This window comes from Pedobacter polaris, from assembly GCF_005116505.1.
GTDB classification, from domain to species: domain Bacteria; phylum Bacteroidota; class Bacteroidia; order Sphingobacteriales; family Sphingobacteriaceae; genus Pedobacter; species Pedobacter polaris.
On sequence record NZ_SWBR01000002.1, the window covers coordinates 743,401 to 760,278 of the forward strand.

General features: G+C 35.0%; 12 protein-coding genes. 6 read left to right on the forward strand and 6 right to left on the reverse strand.

Annotated elements, in window-relative coordinates:
* Positions 1 to 222 precede the first annotated feature (222 nt).
* A complete protein-coding gene (locus FA048_RS09490) occupies positions 223 to 1,965 on the forward strand; it encodes an ABC transporter ATP-binding protein (protein WP_136840228.1) in 1,743 nt (580 codons plus the stop codon).
* A gap of 59 nt (positions 1,966 to 2,024) precedes the next feature.
* Here the strand turns inward: FA048_RS09490 and FA048_RS09495 are convergent, their stop codons facing one another.
* The 6 genes from FA048_RS09495 to FA048_RS09520 form a co-directional block, all read right to left on the reverse strand.
* Positions 2,025 to 2,507, reverse strand: a complete 483-nt coding sequence (locus FA048_RS09495; RefSeq protein ID WP_136840230.1) for a hypothetical protein — start codon at positions 2,505 to 2,507, stop codon at positions 2,025 to 2,027.
* Between the two features lie 246 nt (positions 2,508 to 2,753).
* Positions 2,754 to 2,945, reverse strand: coding sequence for a cold-shock protein (locus tag FA048_RS09500; protein WP_136840231.1), 192 nt, complete (start codon positions 2,943 to 2,945; stop codon positions 2,754 to 2,756).
* Between the two features lie 112 nt (positions 2,946 to 3,057).
* Complete coding sequence (locus FA048_RS09505) at positions 3,058 to 3,258, reverse strand: YtxH domain-containing protein (RefSeq protein ID WP_136840233.1); 201 nt, start codon at positions 3,256 to 3,258, stop codon at positions 3,058 to 3,060.
* Between the two features lie 179 nt (positions 3,259 to 3,437).
* A complete protein-coding gene (locus FA048_RS09510; RefSeq protein ID WP_225872524.1) occupies positions 3,438 to 4,109 on the reverse strand; it encodes a competence protein CoiA family protein in 672 nt (223 codons plus the stop codon).
* 276 nt (positions 4,110 to 4,385) lie between these two features.
* Positions 4,386 to 6,089, reverse strand: a complete 1,704-nt coding sequence (locus tag FA048_RS09515) for a PAS domain-containing protein (protein ID WP_136840235.1) — start codon at positions 6,087 to 6,089, stop codon at positions 4,386 to 4,388.
* 628 nt (positions 6,090 to 6,717) lie between these two features.
* Positions 6,718 to 7,371: a LexA family transcriptional regulator gene (locus FA048_RS09520; RefSeq protein WP_136840237.1), complete on the reverse strand. Its 654-nt coding sequence runs from the start codon at positions 7,369 to 7,371 to the stop codon at positions 6,718 to 6,720.
* A gap of 113 nt (positions 7,372 to 7,484) precedes the next feature.
* Here FA048_RS09520 and FA048_RS09525 point away from each other — a divergent pair, with 113 nt between their 5' ends.
* The 5 genes from FA048_RS09525 (at position 7,485) to FA048_RS09545 (ending at position 16,835) form a co-directional block, all read left to right on the forward strand.
* The gene (locus tag FA048_RS09525; protein WP_136840239.1) at positions 7,485 to 8,678 is read left to right on the forward strand and encodes a hypothetical protein; all 1,194 of its coding nucleotides are present in this window, start codon (positions 7,485 to 7,487) and stop codon (positions 8,676 to 8,678) included.
* A complete protein-coding gene (locus FA048_RS09530; RefSeq protein ID WP_136840241.1) occupies positions 8,668 to 9,684 on the forward strand; it encodes a HEPN domain-containing protein in 1,017 nt (338 codons plus the stop codon). The genes FA048_RS09525 and FA048_RS09530 overlap by 11 nt, the downstream gene beginning before the upstream one ends.
* Before the next feature lie 222 nt (positions 9,685 to 9,906).
* Positions 9,907 to 12,117: a PAS domain S-box protein gene (locus FA048_RS09535; RefSeq protein ID WP_136840243.1), complete on the forward strand. Its 2,211-nt coding sequence runs from the start codon at positions 9,907 to 9,909 to the stop codon at positions 12,115 to 12,117.
* 615 nt (positions 12,118 to 12,732) lie between these two features.
* Positions 12,733 to 14,835, forward strand: a complete 2,103-nt coding sequence (locus tag FA048_RS09540) for an InlB B-repeat-containing protein (RefSeq protein ID WP_136840245.1) — start codon at positions 12,733 to 12,735, stop codon at positions 14,833 to 14,835.
* A gap of 65 nt (positions 14,836 to 14,900) precedes the next feature.
* The gene (locus FA048_RS09545; RefSeq protein WP_136840247.1) at positions 14,901 to 16,835 is read left to right on the forward strand and encodes an OmpA family protein; all 1,935 of its coding nucleotides are present in this window, start codon (positions 14,901 to 14,903) and stop codon (positions 16,833 to 16,835) included.
* Positions 16,836 to 16,878: the final 43 nt, after the last annotated feature.

Consider the following 16,878-nt stretch of genomic DNA (forward strand, 5'->3'; position numbering starts at 1 on the left):
ATTAATTTATTTTATTTAAAGTTACAGTGATGAGATGAAAATGGCAAGGATTGGCGATATTATGACATAGTTAGGAACTTGGCGAATCCTTTTTCTTTATATTACCACTGTAGCCAAAACATCCTTGTCTCGCTACTGTTATCTTTATTCAATTATATTTTATCAATTAAACAATCATCCCTTTTCATAAAATGATCATTATACACATGAATTACTGAGCCGATGAAAATACTTTGGAAATACCTGAAACCACATCGTGCATTAATTGCACTTTCACTTGGTTTGGCTGGCATAGCACAATTACTTAACCTTATAGATCCAGTTATATTTGGCCGTATCATAGACGAATATTCTACCAACAAAAATAATCTTGGCGAGAGACAACTCATTGCCGAAGTGACTTACTGGTTGTTAATTGCATTGGCAATAGCAGTAGTAGCTAAATTTTGTAAAGCAATACAAGAATTTACTACAAGAAAAGCTGTCGCTCTATTTGGGATGGGTATTTTTAATGATGGTTTAAAACAAACACTTCGTCTATCTTTCCAAGAATTTGAGGAAAGCCGCAGCGGCACTACCCTATCTGTTTTGCAAAAAGTAAAAACAGATGCAGAAAGATTTATCAATGCATTTATCAATATTCTTTTTTCATCAACCGTAGGAATCTGTTTTTTGCTTTGGTATAGCATTAACAAAAACTGGTTATTGGTACCCGTATTTTTTGTGGGCGTGTTACTTTTGGGCTCATTAACTGGATTAATCTCTAAAAAAATCAAAACCATACAGCGCTCTATTAATCGCCAGTCCGATAGTCAGGCAGGGATCATTACCGAAAGTTTGCGCAACATAGAGCTGGTAAAAAGCTTGGGACTTACTTTCTCAGAAATCAGGAGACTGAACATTCAAACCCTTAAAATCTTTAATCTGGAAATGTTAAAGGCAAAAAAAGTAAGTATGCTTGCTTTCTTTCAAGGAAACCTACTCAACCTGCTGAAACAGTCGGTATTGTTTATTTTGTTATGGCTAATTTTTAGAAAAGTTTTATCAACCGGAGAATTAATAGCGATGCAGTTTATTTCTACTGCTATATTTACTCCCCTGCAGGATCTTGGTAACATGATCATTTTATATAGGGAAGCAGATGCATCGCTAAAAACTTTTGATGCTTTGATGCACAAAAATGTAGAACTACGTCCAGAAAACTCTGTAGAACTTGGAAAATTAGAGCGATTAGAGTTTCAGCATGTTATTTTTAAACATAAAACAGCTGGTTACAATGCCATAGATGATATTTCATTCGAGATTGAGAAAGGTCAAACGGTTGCTTTTGTAGGCCCATCTGGCTCTGGAAAATCTACTTTAGTTAAATTATTAGTGGGTCTTTATCTTCCTTTAAAAGGAGGAATAATGTTTAATGGTGTAAATGCTGAAAAAATACGTTACAATCCACTTCGCAGACAAATTGGTTTTGTTACCCAGGATACACAACTATATGCTGGCTCTATCCGCGAAAATATGTTGTTTGTTAACCCAAATGCTACAGAAGACGATATTTTAGGTGCGTTAGAAAAAGCATCAGCTACTGGCTTAATTCAAAGAGCTTCAAATGGCATAGACACTATCCTTGGCGAAAATGGAATGAAGCTTTCAGGAGGAGAAAAACAACGTATTTCAATTGCTAGAGCATTACTAAGACAACCAAGGTTATTGATCTTTGATGAAGCTACTTCTGCACTCGACTCTTTAACAGAAGAAGAAATTTCGACCACTATTAGAGAAATTTCTAACAGGCGTGAGCAAATGACTATTTTAATTGCACACAGGCTTTCTACCATTATGCATGCAGACACGATTTATGTATTAGAAAAAGGGAAGATTTCTGAGGCAGGCAGTCATGAAGAATTGCTTGAACTCAAAGGGCTTTATTATTCTATGTGGAGACAACAGATTGGAGAGCGTAGGTAGTTAATATGATAAACGTAAAAGCCCCTTTTGCAAGAGGCTTTTTTTGAAGTTAAATTTAATTAAAGTCCGTTATCACCTCTTTCTCCCAGGCTACTTTCGTTATCTCCAAATGATCCTTGATCTAGTTCATCATCTTCAAACTGATCTTCTTCATCAGAACCATCACCTTCGTTAGCTATATCATCTTCCTGATCTCCATTTCCAGTAGTTTGATTATTGGTAGTTTGGCCGAAAGTATTCGATTGACCATCATTTTGTAAACCTGATTGATTCTGATCTTGTTCTTGGCTCTGATTTACTTGATTTTGAGCACCTTGGTTCTGGTTTTGTCCTTCTCTAAATTGATTTTCTTCCCTTGAAGGATCGTTTTGCTCATTCTGAGAAGAAGTACCATAAGAAGGGCCCCCATTAGCTTGATTTTGGCTTTGATTTTGAGTGTTTCCGTTTTCTTGATTGTTTTCTTCTGAACGGTTCATTTCTCCAGTATTTTCATCTTGTTGATTTGAATACTGATTTTCTGGTTGATAATCTTGATTTTCCATGATATTTGATATTTAGGTTGATTAGTATCATAAATGCTTTCAATTTTAAAAAGTTTTAAAATTTTTAGCTAAAAACAACTAATTGCACCTTTTAAAACTTGTAAGAGTGTTAATTATATTAAATATCTAGGGGCAGTATATTCTGTATCAAGATCTATTTTCTAATTACAGTAATTAGAAAAATTTAGGCAAAAAAAAACATCCGCCAAATGGACGGATGCTTCTCAATTTATGAAGGATAATCTCTTAGTCTATCTTAACATTAACTGCGTTTAGGCCTTTTTTGCCTTGCTCGATATCATAGCTTACTGAATCATTCTCACGAATTTGATCGATTAAACCTGATACATGTACAAAAATTTCGGCATCACCGTTTGCTGGTGTAATAAATCCAAAACCTTTTGTCTCATTGAAAAATTTTACTGTTCCTTGTTGCATTATATTGTAATTAATAAGTTGCAAATATAATTAAAATAAAGCTTACTACCAAATATTTACAAAAGTAATGCCCTATTTGTTCTAATCGCAATATATATGGATAATAAACTAATTAAGAATAATGTGGGTCGATTGGTTGCTCTACTTTAATTTCTACTTCTTTTGCATAAATTTTTGCTTTGTCTATAAATTCTGGAGCTTTTTCTAATAGCTCATCTAAAATAGACCTTCCAGTTAATATATCTTTTTTAGTAATATATTGTATTCCTGCATAAATTGCTGCTCCAACAAGAGCTGATTTAATAAATCCCATAATTTAAATGTTTTAATTTTATAGGCAACAAGCAAACAGTCAAATAGTTTCTAAAATTCTTAATTTTATCTACCTAAAATACTAGCACTAATTTTATAAATAAGCACCACTAAAAATTAAGTGGCAACAAAGCGAGTACTTATATCAACAGTTAGATAATCTCTAACTAAATAATCTACTCATTTTTTTACGTATCGCTCAATAAAATCCTTTCTTGGAATCATGTGGAGGTAGGCATAATCTCCACTACTTTGCTTCCGTTGTTTCAGTTGATAGAGAAAGTATCCACCTAAATCAATCACAATCATACATTTGGCTTCATACCAAACCCGGTGAGGATTACGCCAAGTAAAGGAATAATAATGTGAGGTTAAAGGAATGTGTCGTAATTCTGGGTGATGAAATGTGAGTACTCTAGGTTTTACAATACCTGACAATACATCACTCTTTCGCACCATGCAAAGGTTGGCTGTATCGCGAAACTCAAATGCAGCAAGCTTAGGATCATCTACATCTGGCAAGTGTTTTAAAATTTTAAAGCCTTTAAATTTTGCACCATTCACCACCCATATCAAATTAGGATAAAAAGCTTCCCTACTCTGCAATTCTGCTACACAAATCGGAGAATTTTGAAATTCGATTGCCGTACCACAAGGTGTAAAAACATCAGCTCTATGGTAATAGCCTTCAAGTTTATTTAAGAACGTTTTTTCACGATAACTAACTGGAAAAGCCTTTTTCCAACCACTATGCCATTCTGTTTCTCCAGGATAGGGTGAAATTACTTTGGTAGCCTCATCATTAAGCAATAAGTGTAGTGCATTTAAGCTTTCAGAAATTTCACTTTCCATTGTATTTAAAAATTCTTTGTTCTAAAAGGTTATTACCTACTGATATACAATTAATGAATTTGGAGCTCTTAATTGGATGTTTTAACAAAGTTATACTAAAAATATTAGTATTAAAAATACGACTTACTCCTGCTTGGAGTAAATTATAATCCCATAAGATTTAACAGAGAATTAATTGTTGCCTTACGCAAAGCGTAAAGCTCAAATACATCGATAAAATTTGCAAATCGACGGCAGGTAGGAAAAATTTATACTTTTAATACTATCTGGATAAAATCAAGTCTGATTGGCAATAGTTGTAATAATTTGATCTAACTCATCTGCTGATGATTTGAGGTATTTCATTAGTTCTAAACGCTCTTGTTCGTCTTTGCTATGTGCTAGCAATTCTACAAGAGACAAGATTCTTGCCAACGGTGCTCTTGCCACATGAGATTGCATCCAACTAATTTCATTTAGCTTTCTATTCTGCTCTTCTATCTCATCCATGTGGCGCCAATACTCACTTACATCTCGTCTAATACTAACCCATCTGGCCAATTTCCCATCCCCTTCAAATATCGGATTAAGGGTAACACTTACGTGGTAGCTTTGTCCTTGTTTAGTATAATTTACCAACTCTACTGCGCAGGGTTTTTGATCTTTAATAGCTTGTTTTAGTTTATTAAGTGCTCGTTGATCGGAATGTTTATTATGCAATATATCTGGAAACTGACCAATCAACTCCTCCCTGCTATAGCCAGACATCTCCACAAGGGCATCGTTTACATAAATAATAACCGGTTGTTCTGCAGCATTTGTAATCAAAATTGCATCTGTTGCATTTACTACTACAGATTCTAATACCTCAGACCAAGCTTCTTCTTCCTTTCTAGCTGTAATATCTTGCATAGCACCTATCATTCTGTAAGCTTTGCCTTTTTCATCCAAGAGTACAAATCCACGATCAAAAATATATTTATAGCTGCCATCTCCGCAGCGAAAACGGTATTCATCTTCCCATTTAGTAGAACCACTTGCTATGCAACGCTCTAATTTAGCTAGAACTCTCTCTTTGTCTTCCTCATGTATCTGTTCTAGCCACCATTTATAAGTAGTATGTTCTTTATTCTTATACTTTAAAACACCATTAATTGCCTTATTCCATGCAATTGTATCATTTACGAAATTACAATCCCAAATTATATCACTGGTGGCTTTAGACACAATATTATAACGTTCGATATTCTCTTGTACAATGCGGTCATTTTTAATGCGTTCTGTAATATCTTTAGATGTACAAACAATACCCTGTATTGCAGGTTCATGGTATAGATTTGTAGCCCTAGTTTCTATCCAAAGCCAATTCCCATTTAAATCACGGTAACGATAAGGCGAAAGCTGAATATGCTTATACTCCCAAATCTGTATAGCTTCCTTTTCTACTAATGCGAGATCATCTGGATGGATGTAGGCAAAAGCATTTTTACCGATAAAAAAATCAGGCTCAACGCCAAATACCCGTTTAGATGCCGGGCTTACATATTTGTAGTTAAAATCACGATCTATTACTGTAATCAAATCAGAGCCATCTCGGACTAAAGCTTTAAAGCGTTCTTCGCTCATTTTCAAAGCCTCTTGTGCATGCAGTATTTCACTAATATCTATTGCTAAAACTACTCTTGCCTCTTTTCCTTCAAAATTAATCAGGTTACTGGCTATCTCAACGTTAATTATTTCTCCATTTTTAAGAATGTGTCTAAAAGTATTTGTGTAGAAAATACCTGTCTCCACATTTTCTTTTATAATCCCTTCTATCCTCTCTATATCTTCAGGGGGTCTGATCTGATGAATAGTCATCGACAAAAATTCGTCTTTACTGTAACCATATTGTTCAATAGCAGCTTTATTTACGTCTAAGAATTTATAGGTAGACACATCAAATATCCAAATGGGTACTGGTGATAACTCGAATAGGTTAAATAAATCGGTATTTTTCATAGTACATTGGACTAGATAGTTGCACGCTTTTAACTTCAGTACGGTTTCAAAAAACCAATAGTAATATAGCTGTTTTTTTTCTCTTCTAGCAATGGATTTCAAAACATTTGAGTAAAAAAAATAATTTTGAATTCATTCAACATCATTAAAAATGAAGACAAATTGGCAACGAAAAAAACATAAAAAAATAAATACTACTAATTTGGTAGTCTTTATTTAATTTGTATATTTGTCCTGTTCATACACATTTATATTTGGTTTGAAAAAGTGGCTGTCCGGATGGGCAGCCCTTTTCATTTTACAGAGGTAACATCAATATATTTAATGCACAGCTGCATCAAAACGCATATAAGTCATAAATTCAACTAATTTTATTTCTCAATATTATAACTACTGCTATCTAACTTGTTTATGGTTTTACTGATATATTATTTCACCCTTGCAAAGAGAAAATTATTTACATAGTTTACTGGAAAGAATAGTTAAAATAAAACGCAATGTAAAGAATATGAACATTTTACGCATAAAAATATAGTTTAAAACAAGCGTTTTTTAATGCATAAAAAAATCTATTATTTCCAGAGATCGGGAGAGAAATTGGATTGCATCTTGAGATATTACAAAAGGCTTAAATCAAATTTCTGGTAATTTTCCCTTTAATAATATACATGGAGCTAATGCTTTTTTTATTGATTATGGTATCTCCTTTAAAATTCGGATTACTTGAACGCAATATTAATTTATTCGGATCGGCATGTTGATGTACCAGTTTAATGCTTCTAATGCCATTTGTAGTATCATCACCCATAATTACATAAGCTTCGCCCCATTGCAATACTTCAAAATTTGTTACTTCTTTAACTGCTATAATTTCGCCAGAAGCATATTTCGGATACATGCTATCTCCGTATACAGGTAAGTAAGCTGTACAATCATTAAAAGGTTTATAGTTTACAAAGTATTCTGGCTCTTCTTCCATAAATACAGAGTGATTGATATCAGCTAGGCTAACATCAAAATAAGGTACCCCCTCTTTAGTTTCAGAAACGATTGGTCCTTTTTTAAGAAAGGGTTCGCCAATACCTTCGGTTAACCATTCTTGATTCACATTAAACATAAATGTTAACTTATCCTTAATGGCATTAGAGATCTTCATACCACCCTTTCCCCTAATTATATCTGATAAAGAACCACTTTGAATGTTCAATTTAACAGCAAATTCCTTTTGGGTTTTGAAATGAAGCTTATCAATAATAAGTTTTAGTCGTTCGTTTTCAGTCATTTAACAAAATGTTAATAAGATTATCTTACAATATTAAGATAATCCTTATATAAGTCATAGATTAGAGATGACAACGCAAGTTATTAAATCTACCTCAAAATACCACACCTCCTATGAAAGACAACATATTTAACCTAAACGAAACAAAATTTTTAGATGACATCCAAGGGTTTTTCAGCACCAGCGCATTAAACGACCATCTCCTTTTTATAGATTATTGGATGGAATTGTTATTGGGTGGCAAACCACGAAAAAAAAGGATTAACCTATCCAACTTGTATTTCTTCTATGAAAAGATGGTAATACTCTTCGAAAGTTGCCATGAGTTGCTCCAACTACCTCAAGAACTTCCCTTACTAGAAAATAAAGCTAAAGTAGAAACAACCTTCTTAATTACCGAAAAACAAACCCTATCCTACTTTCCTTATCAGCTGAAGGTGCAAGAACTGATCAACCCCTTTAAAGCCATTAAAGCGGTATTTAAAAAACATGACCTTCATTTTTACCTGCAAATTTTAAAAAAATGGATAGCTGTAGGATTAAACACTGGTAGCATTATAGAAAATACCACTTTTATTGTGCCTTTATACGGTAATGCAAAAAAGCTAATTGCAGCTTGCTGGTTAATCCATGAAAGGATTGTGAGCAAAAACAGTTTCAGGATCCCTACCTATCAAAACCCTTTATTAAATTTCGCCTTAACGGAGCCATTTCTTTTTGAACCGAAAGTAGCGGCGAATCCCTTTTCGATGATTGAATCATTTTTTAGCTTTACTAACCTCAGTGGTTACAGACAAGAACTTCAAAAATGGTATACTGCAGCTATTACCGAAAATTTAAGGTACGAAAACCCAAATGATCTATTTTTTATCTACAACCAATACCTCCTACTCATCCAAGCTGGGTACTTTATCGTAACCAACAATTTAACTTATAAGCCTAAGCCAAATCAAAATAACCAGCAAGTTTTTGGCCAATGGTTATTAAAGATTAGAGATGACCATATTGAAAATGGAGAATTAACACTAAGTGATGAATCTCCACATTTGTTGGCCCTAAATTATAGAACAAACCCTTTAGCTTATTGCAAGGAACAATTAACCTTGCCAAATATTATTAAACTTAGGTTGGGCCTAAAAGAATGGTTAGAGGCTGGCCTAAGTAATAATGTAGACATTAATGGTATTACTCCAGAATATGCTTTTGAACAGTACCTAACGCTTCAAAAAATAACCGAAGCCTTTTATATCATCATTACAGCAATTCCTAACGCCGAAGTTTTAACAGTTGCAACACATGAAGCCTAAACAAATTTTGATACTAGATTATGAAAAAGAACTAAATAGTTTGTTCAGGTATTACCCTACCGAACTTATAGAGAGTTCGCTATTGCCTTTACTACCTCCTGATGATGAAATAAATGAGCACATGAGTATTACTCATCTCTTTTATGCAGAGCTCAATTATATTACCCAACGTTGCTTGGCTTCTTATCAGCAAAACTATAAGGATGAAGAATTTGATGAGGAGAATTACACCTTGAAAGACCTCTCTGCTATTGTAAAGATTTTAAAAGAGATAATTCCAGTAGGTTATATTTTTTACCATTGTGCTAGCACCAATAATTGTAGTCTTACCATTGTACTCGATCAATACCTATATAAGCCATTAGATGATATCCAAAGCCTTGTTAATTTCACTTTATTGGCTTATCCAAACATCAGCTGTGCGATACACGCCTATAGTACTATGGCCAATATGATTACACAGTGTCATTTTTATTATGCAACACTATGCATCCGGGCAAATTGCATCTACCAACGAAGCACCGATTTCATGCTCCCAAAACCAAATTTGATTTATTTGGCAGAAAATCAGCTAAAAACAAAAACAGAGTTTAAGCATCACACTCAGAAGGCTACTAACTTCTTTGAGGGGGCAAAATCGTTTTTGGATAACCAAGAACATGGAATGGCAGCTTTTATGTTGCAACAAGCCTGTGAATTTTCATTAAGAAGCTTGATTGTAGCTTTTAAAGGAAAGGATTTCAGAAGTCATGAATTATTGGTATTGCGCAAACATGCATTACATTACTGTCCAGGTCTGATGGGTTTGTTTAACCCCATCCAAAGAAAAGAGCTTCATTTATTTACTATATTAGAAGAAGCCTACATCAAAGCTCGGTATGAAAGTACGTATCAAATAGATGAGCTATTACTAACCACACTATTTAACGCAACAGCAAATTTAATAATAGGCGTACAACAATTATTTGAAGAATGGGTAAAAAAGGCACAAGCCACAACCGTCTAACTTTTTAATTAAGAAGTACCAAAAGTATAACTGCTAAAATTTAAAAATGCTAATCATTTCAATGATAGTTAAGGCTTGTATTTTTGAAATTAACATATTAACCATCAATATCAATAATCAGCGTACTCCTTATCTTAAACTTATTTAAAAAACACAAATAAGGTAGGTCAAAACAGCTCTAATTGCCTATATTTGTGTAACCAGTATAAGCCAATCTACCCGATGGAAAAAATTTCGACCTTAATCGAGCATATCCTTGCGGTATCTCCATTGCCAACGGCAATTGTTGATACCAATATGCGTTATCTTGCCGCCTCAGAAAAATGGATTTCTTTTTACAATTTACATAATACTCCGCTTATTGGCAGATCTCATTACGAGGTATTTCCTGAAATTAGCGATAGGTGGAAAGAAATTCATGCACAATGTTTGCAAGGAAAGGATCAGAATGCTATCAATGATAGGTTTGAACGAGCAGATGGTTCGGTTATGTACCTTAAATGGGAAGTAAGGCATTTTTTAGGTGACGACGGAAAAATTGCTGGCATGATGATGACCAGCGAAGATGTAACCGTGAATAATGATGTAGTGATGAACGAAAATCGTTTCCAGCTTTTCATGAACCATTTTCCGGGCTTGGCTTGGATTGCTGGAGCGGATGGCGTACTTAAATATGCCAATAAGTGTTTTTACGACACTCTTCATCTTACTCCAGATGTAGTAGGTAAGAAGAGTGAAGAAATATTTGGCCATGAAATTGGCATGATTGCTAACTACAAGATTGAGCAGGCACTAGAAAAAGGTCAAGGGATAGATTTTCAGCAAACAGTAAGAGACCAACAAGGCCATCCAAAAGTTTACAAAATCTATAAGTTTCCTTTTGCTGATGAAAATAGTGGAGGACGTATGGTTGGGGCTATTGCATTTGATATTACAAAGAGCACCCTTTTAAGGCAAGAATTAGATAAAAGCGAGGCACAGTTTAAGCTGGCATTTGAACATTCGCTCATTGGCATGGCGCTTATTAGTCCTGAGGGCAATTGGAAAAGGGTAAATAAGAGTCTTTGTCAAATGCTGGGCTATACTGAAAAAGAAATAAAAGCCCTTTCGATAAAAGACATTACACATCCTGATGATCTTGAAAAAACAGCGTCCATGTTAAGTGATTTTGCCACTGGTAAAATGGAACGCACCAAGTATGAAAAACGTTACTTGCATAAAAACGGGAATGTAATTTGGGTTATTATTGCCGCTACTATGTTACATGATTATGATGGTACACCGTTATATTATGTTTCACAAATAGAAGACATTACCAAAAGAAAGGAAATTGAAAACGACCTTGTGCTGAGTGAGAAAAAATACCGTACTATTTTTGAGAACGTACAAGATGTATTTTACCAGACAGACCACCAGGGTTTAGTAACTGAGATAAGCCCATCCATAGAACAATATTCTGGCTACCCTCGCCATGAAATTATAGGTAAGCCTGTAGCTAACTTCTATTTTTATCCACAAGATAGAGAAAGAATTATAGAAAGCCTGCGCACTCATGGTTTTGTAATAGATTTTGAAGTAAGATTGAAAACCAGCGACCAAGAACTGCGTTACGCTTCTGTAAATGCTAGACTAATTGTAGAAAATGGAGTGATCGTTGCTACCGAAGGGAGCATGCGTGATGTAACTACCAGAAAATTTCAGGAAAATGCATTAAAAGCCTTAAATTCAGAACTTACTGCTTCTAACGAACAAAAAAGTAAACTTCTTTCTATCATCGGTCACGATTTGCGCAATCCAATAGCAGGTAGCTTACAATTGCTGAGCTTAACCATTGATGATTTACCAGAAACAGACCCAGAGCAACTCCAAAATTATTTACTGGCCATGAAACGCGAACTTTCAAGTGCCAATGATCTATTAGAAGACTTACTTAAATGGGCAAAATCGCAGTTCAATTCTGTTACCTTCAATCCAATAAAAATTGACAATGTACAACAATTATTGAATAAATGTATACAGACTGTAGAGGCCATGGCAATTAAAAAAAACATCGAGGTGGTTATTGAACTAAAAGAACCCATTGACCTTGAAGCTGACAGAGCCATGCTTGAAACAATTATTCGAAACCTGCTAACAAATGCTATTAAATTCACACCAGTTAAAGGTAAAGTAACCATTGCTGTAGCAACAAATGAACGTGGGATCAGATTTTCTGTAAGTGATACCGGTGTTGGAATCTCTAAAGAACAGCTTGCCCTACTTTTTAATCAAACCAGTTTAAGTACTTTTGGAACAGAAGGAGAAAAAGGAACAGGACTAGGTTTAGGCTTATGTTATGATTTTGTAGCAAGGCATAAAGGACAGATTTGGGCAGAAAGCGAAGTAGGCAAAGGCAGTAGTTTCTTTTTTACCTTGCCACCTATAGAAAAGTAAGGCTTCTATTTATGTGACCCTTTATCTATTGGCACTCTCAGTTATTCTAAATTGTAGAGCATTTACTTTTGTACAATTATACAATGAATCTATTTCAGGTCTTTCGCAATGCTAATGGGATTAAAATTTAGCTCGCTTACTTATAATTAACCTAAAAGAAAATTCATGTTACAATAATATGTGCTTTTTTGAGTTGATTGAAAAAAAATCGTTAATAGTAGCCTCATTATAAGGCTTATAAGTCCATAAACTTAACAATGCAACATTCAAAAATAAATCATAACTAATTGATTTACAATAAATTTCATTCAATTTATTATTAGTTAAAATCTTACACTAATTCCTTTAAACAGAGCATAACCCATTTTTTTATCCGTTGTTAATTTATTAGTTTTTAAAAAAAATTACTTATTAGTTAAGAGCTTTAACCTACATCAAAGGTAACATTACTGTTAAATACCTACCATACAACCGTAAATTTTAAGAGCTCTCCATTCAGTGGCATCTGCTTTGCAAATACAGTTATAACTTATGGCTTAATTATAAAATTCTAATTATATCAACAATATTCTCTTATTGTTAGGCCTCAATTACATCAATTAAACAACATTTGCAATGAAAAGAAAAACTACTCCAACAGAGGGCATTACCTTGTTGCGCCTACCCCTGCGCTATTTTAAAACTTTTAGTTACCTCCTTTCGGTAATTACATTATCAACCCTATTAATAGTAAGTTGTAAAAAAGATGACTTTAAAGACGAAGTTGTTGGCTTATGTCCAGTAATCACCTCTACAGACCCTATGGATAAAGCTGTAGATGTAGTATTGGATAAGTTAATTACCATTACTTTTAATACAGACATGGATGCCGCATCTATTAATGGTAGTACTTTTACCATTAAACAAGCTGGTATTTTAGTTGCAGGAAAAATTGCGGCCACAGCAGATTTAAAGGTATATACTTTTAAGCCTGATTTACCACTTACCCCTTTTGCCACTTACACAGGAACAGTTACTTCAGCTGTGAAAGATGTATTTCATACGGCAATGGTAAATGACTATACATGGACTTTTACAAGTATTCCATTAATTACGTTATCTGCCAATCCAACAGTTGGTGGAACGGTTACAGGTGCTGGTCAATTTGCACAGGCGTCTACCGCAACTGTTTCAGCAATACCAAGTGCAGGTTTTACTTTTACCAATTGGACTGAAAACGGTGTAAGTGTTTCTACAAGTTCTAATTATCAGTTTACGATAGCTGGAAATAGAACATTGGTAGCTAATTTTGCTCCAGTACCAGTAGGTAACTTTGCTGTAAACTTATCATCTAGCCCTGCAGCTGGTGGAATTAACAGTGGATCTGGATCTTACACAGCAGGTTCTCCTGTTACAGTAACTGCTGCCGCAAATGCCGGGTATACATTTTTAAATTGGACTGAAAATGGAAATATTGTAGCAACAAGTGCTAGTTTCCAGTTTATCATTACTGGCAATAGAACATTAGTAGCCAACTATAGAGTGATACCAGCTTCTCAATTTGCTGTAACCTTATCATCAAACCCTTTAAGTGGTGGTACTACAGATGGTGAAGGATCTTACGCAAGTGGAGCTTCAGTTACTATAGTAGCTACTAGAAATACAGGTTACACCTTTGTAAACTGGATAGATAAAGCAACAGGAGCAGTGGTTTCTACTAGTGCAAGTTATACTTTTGCATTAACAGCAAATAGAAGCTTTACTGCTAATTTCATCCTCAATACTTACACTTTAAATGTAACGGCAGTTAATGGTGCTGTTCTTAAAACACCTAATTCGGCTACCTATAACCATGGGTCTACTGTTGTGCTTACTGCCACTCCAAGTCCAGGCTATGTATTTACATCTTGGTCTGGTGATGCATCTGGCTCAGTTAATCCATTAACTGTTACCATGACAGCCAATAGAAATATTACTGCAAACTTTACACAAATAGCTCCAGTAAATATTTTGGGTAGCGTTGCTTTGTTTGGTGCTTTTGGTGGAAATGCTGGTATTACCAATATGGGATTGAATACAGTAATTAATAATGGAAGTATTGGTACAACTGCTGCTTCAACATTAATCACTGGTTTCCATGACGGTACTACTGCAGACATCTATACCGAGACGCCTTTAAATAGAGGTAATGTAACTGGTAGAATTTATACGGCACCTCCTGCCCCAGGAAATGCAACTTCATTTGCAATAGCATCTCAAGGATTAGCGGATGCAACGGTAGCCTACAATAGCATTTCGCCTGCGTCTAAACCAGGTGGTTCTGACCCAGGTGCTGGAGAGCTTGGTGGATTAACATTGCCTCCAGGTATTTATAGATCAGCAAGTGGTACATTTAAAATCACAAATGGTAATCTTACGCTAGATGCACAAGGTAATCCAAACGCAGAATGGTTCTTCCAAACCGCTGCAGGCTTAACTGTAGGTGTTGCTGGTCCAGCTGGAGCTAGAAGCGTATCAATGATTAATGGCGGATTAGCTAAAAATGTATACTGGTATGTAGGAAGTGCAGCAGTAATTAATTCTGCCGGTGGTGGTATTATGACTGGTAACATTATCTCTACAGCAGGTATTACATTCTCTACCGCAGGTAATGCAGTACAAACAGTACTTAACGGAAGGGCGATTTCATTAGTTGCATCGGTAACGATGGTTAACACCACTATTAACGTACCGCAATAATGTTAACGAATCAATCACCGATAAGCAATTGTTTGCAAATTAATTTATCAATTAAAAATATAACTATGTTAGCCCTAAATAAAATCATCCAGAAAACAATAGCATGCTGTTTAATGCTATTGTTGATACAAACTACGCTTCACGCCCAAACTACCCCACCAAAATGGTGGTTTGGGGTTGCAGGAGCATCAAATTTTAATTTTTTCGATGGCACTACACAACGCTTAAACAATGGGTTAATTGTGCCTACTGCCTTTCATGAAGGAAAAGGAGTAAAACCTTTTGGTTCTGTACTTGTTGAATACCGACCTACACCGATATGGGGTGGCACACTTAATATTGGTTATGATGGTAGAGGTGGAAAGTTTGATGGTGTAATTGCACCATGTGACTGCCCAGCAACCTTAGCAACTAATGTAAGTTACCTTACGATTGAACCAACTCTGCGTGTAAATCCTTGGGGTGGTAATCTATTTTTCTTTGCTGGTCCTAGGCTTGCTTTTAACCTTCAAAAAGATTTTGATTACACACAGCTTAAACAAGAAAATACTTCAAGCGAGTTTAGTGAGGTGCGTAAAAATATAATTTCTGGACAAGTTGGTGCAGGATATGATATTGATATATCTTCTCCAACAAGCACCACTAAATTTGTAATTGCTCCTTTCGTTTCATTCCATCCTTATTTCGGACAAGATGTAAGAAAAATTGAAAGTTGGTCTATGACAACAGTGCGAACTGGTATAGCATTTAAATTTGGTAAAGGTAAAGCTGTAGCTAAGCCAGAAACAGCGGTAGTGCCTGTATCTTTAGATGTTAACTTTAGTGTTAAAGCGCCATCTGCTGTAATCATGAAACGTAAGGTAAGTGAGAGTTTACCTATACTTAATTATGTTTTCTTTGATGAAGGAGCGACAACAATTCCATCTCGTTACGTGTTATTATCACCTGCCCAGGCTGCTAAATTTAAACAAGAAGATTTACAACAAGAACCTTCTGAAAACATGAATGTTCGCTCTGAAAGACAACTTAAGGTTTATTATAATATCCTAAATATTTTAGGTGACCGTATGAGAGCAAATCCAGAAGCTAACATTACATTAAGTGGTGCTTCATTAGCAGGTCCAGTAGAGGGTAAAACATTTGCAATGGAAATTAAAAAATACCTTGTAGATGTGTATGCTATTAATGAAAATAGAATAGCCACAAATGGAAGAACTAAACCTGTCAATCCCTCAGAGCAGGTTGGTGGTAAAAAAGAGTTAAATTTATTAAGAGAAGGTGACCGTAGAGTTGACATTCAGAGTAATTCTAGTGCTTTATTGATGGTATTGGGCGGTGAGCTCATGAAACCTATTCAAATTAATGCAACACAGGTTGATCCTAAAGACAGTGCTGTTACTTTTTATGTGGGTAAAGCAAGTGAAGTATTGAGTTCATACACCCTTGATGTTACCGATCCAAATGGCACAACAAAACAGTATGGTCCATTCACTAAAAACGAAGAGCGCATCTCTGGAAAAACCATTTTCACTAACAATACACCTGGAAGTTATAAAGTTGTGATGTTGGGAACTACTAAAACAGGAAATGTGATTAGAAAAGAAAGTGCTGTACAGCTAATGGGTACTGAAGAACAAACAGAAAACGGTTTGCGTTATAGTATCTTATATAACTTTAATAAAGCTAACACTACTGCTACTTATGCTAAATTCCTTACCGATGAAGTAGCTCCTTTAATTAGTGAAAATTCAACTGTAATTATTCATGGCCATACAGATATCATTGGAAGTGAAAAATACAATTTAGAATTATCTAACAAAAGAGCCCAAGAGACACAGCAAATACTAGAAGCTGCACTCGCAAAAGCAGGAAAAAGAAATGTGAAGTTTGAAACAACTGGAAATGGAGAAGCGACCGATAGCGCTCCTTTCGAAAACAGTAGACCAGAAGAACGTTTTTACAACAGAACCGTTGTTATAGACATCAATACTGTTAAATAATTTTAAAAAATTGATTGATAAGGCATACCCCATGGGTATGCCT

What these genes read in the sequence shown, in the direction of transcription:
- FA048_RS09490 (WP_136840228.1), top strand. Translation starts at nt 223, where the DNA reads ATGAAAATACTTTGGAAATACCTGAAACCACATCGTGCATTAATTGCA.
- FA048_RS09495 (WP_136840230.1), bottom strand. Translation starts at nt 2,507, where the DNA reads ATGGAAAATCAAGATTATCAACCAGAAAATCAGTATTCAAATCAACAA.
- FA048_RS09500 (WP_136840231.1), bottom strand. Translation starts at nt 2,945, where the DNA reads ATGCAACAAGGAACAGTAAAATTTTTCAATGAGACAAAAGGTTTTGGA.
- FA048_RS09505 (WP_136840233.1), bottom strand. Translation starts at nt 3,258, where the DNA reads ATGGGATTTATTAAATCAGCTCTTGTTGGAGCAGCAATTTATGCAGGA.
- FA048_RS09510 (WP_225872524.1), bottom strand. Translation starts at nt 4,109, where the DNA reads ATGGAAAGTGAAATTTCTGAAAGCTTAAATGCACTACACTTATTGCTT.
- FA048_RS09515 (WP_136840235.1), bottom strand. Translation starts at nt 6,089, where the DNA reads ATGAAAAATACCGATTTATTTAACCTATTCGAGTTATCACCAGTACCC.
- FA048_RS09520 (WP_136840237.1), bottom strand. Translation starts at nt 7,371, where the DNA reads ATGACTGAAAACGAACGACTAAAACTTATTATTGATAAGCTTCATTTC.
- FA048_RS09525 (WP_136840239.1), top strand. Translation starts at nt 7,485, where the DNA reads ATGAAAGACAACATATTTAACCTAAACGAAACAAAATTTTTAGATGAC.
- FA048_RS09530 (WP_136840241.1), top strand. Translation starts at nt 8,668, where the DNA reads ATGAAGCCTAAACAAATTTTGATACTAGATTATGAAAAAGAACTAAAT.
- FA048_RS09535 (WP_136840243.1), top strand. Translation starts at nt 9,907, where the DNA reads ATGGAAAAAATTTCGACCTTAATCGAGCATATCCTTGCGGTATCTCCA.
- FA048_RS09540 (WP_136840245.1), top strand. Translation starts at nt 12,733, where the DNA reads ATGAAAAGAAAAACTACTCCAACAGAGGGCATTACCTTGTTGCGCCTA.
- FA048_RS09545 (WP_136840247.1), top strand. Translation starts at nt 14,901, where the DNA reads ATGTTAGCCCTAAATAAAATCATCCAGAAAACAATAGCATGCTGTTTA.